We start from the raw sequence: 1,357 nt of genomic DNA on the forward strand, positions 1-1,357 counted from the left end.
CTTCTAAGCCTCTCTTTTTGACCTGGCCACGAAAAGCTTTAATGCTCTTCTCCGTTTTTAAACTGCTTGAGGAACTCCTCGCTGAATGCATCTTCTTTTTTCATAGCTTAAGTGTGTGAAGGTATCCCGAAAAAGTTATTTCCGTAATTTTTCAAGGCCTTTGAAGGGGCCGAAAAATTCCAGAATACCTTTTTCTACCACTTACACACTTATCGGGACGCTACCTTCTTCTTTTCCATCGCACTATCACGATATTTAAATGTCAAGAAAAAAGTCCTTAGCGACCAGCGCTATGACCGAGAAAACAACTTTACCAAGGGTTTCTTTCAGTCACCTGTGGTCATGAAATGTTTGATCCTTTCGGGATTAATTTTCTGGTGAAATTTGAATCATCAGCCCTCTGGAGCTTGAGATTTTGGCCTTTCTTTCACCCTTCCCCCCACTTCAATATTCATCATTCGGTGTTCATCATTCGATGTTTCCGAAACTTCCATGCCTCCTGACATCCCTGCTCCCAAACTCCACTCATTTTCCAGACTTCATCCTCTTGTGCTAAGCTTCGGTGCCTGAACGTGTCGAAGCAATATCTTCCTGACCTCCTTAACGCTTAACCCTTAACGCTTAACGACCTCCCCCCACTTCAATATCATCATTCGATATTCTCGAATCTTTCATGCCTCCTGACATCCCTGCCCCCAAGCTCCACTTATTTTTCAGACTTCCTTAACGCTTAACCATTAACGCTTAACGACCTGCCCCACTTCAATATTCATCATTCGGTGTTCATCATTCGATATTGTCGAATCTTCTATGCCTCCTGACATCCCTGCCCCAAGCTCCACTTATTTTTCAGACTTCCTTAACGCCTAACCATTAACGCTTAACGACCTGCCCCCACTTCAATATTCATCATTCGATATTTCCGAATCTTCCATGCCTCCTGACATCCCTGCCCCCAAGCTCCACTTATTTTTCAGACTTCCTTAACGCTTAACCATTAACGCTTAACGACCTGCCCCACTTCAATATTCATCATTCGGTGTTCATCATTCGATATTGTCGAATCTTCCATGCCTCCTGACCTCCCTGCCCCCAAGCTCCGCTTATTTTTCAGACCTCCTTAACGCTTAACCATTAACGCTTAACGACCTGCCCCCACTTCAATATTCATCATTCGATGTTTCCGAAACTTCCATGCCTCCTGACCTCCCCCAATATCAGCCGATGAAAAGCTTGAATAAATTTTTCTGCCGAAAAGTCCTTGGCCCGCTCTTTTCCTTTGATGATGAGCTGGTATCTGAGATCCTTTTCGCGGTCCAAAATTATTAATTTTTGGGTCAAATCATTCCCCTTTCTA

1 protein-coding gene is annotated in these 1,357 nt (G+C 43.7%); it reads right to left on the bottom strand.

Annotated elements, in window-relative coordinates; translation table 11 throughout:
- Positions 1-1,170: 1,170 nt before the first annotated feature.
- Positions 1,171-1,357, bottom strand: a 187-nt coding sequence (locus DDT91_RS20525; protein WP_222718698.1) for a hypothetical protein, incomplete at its 5' end; no start/stop codon positions are given.

The sequence above is a fragment of the Algoriphagus sp. AK58 genome (assembly GCF_014324365.1).
In the GTDB taxonomy this organism is placed as follows: Bacteria; Bacteroidota; Bacteroidia; order Cytophagales; family Cyclobacteriaceae; genus Algoriphagus.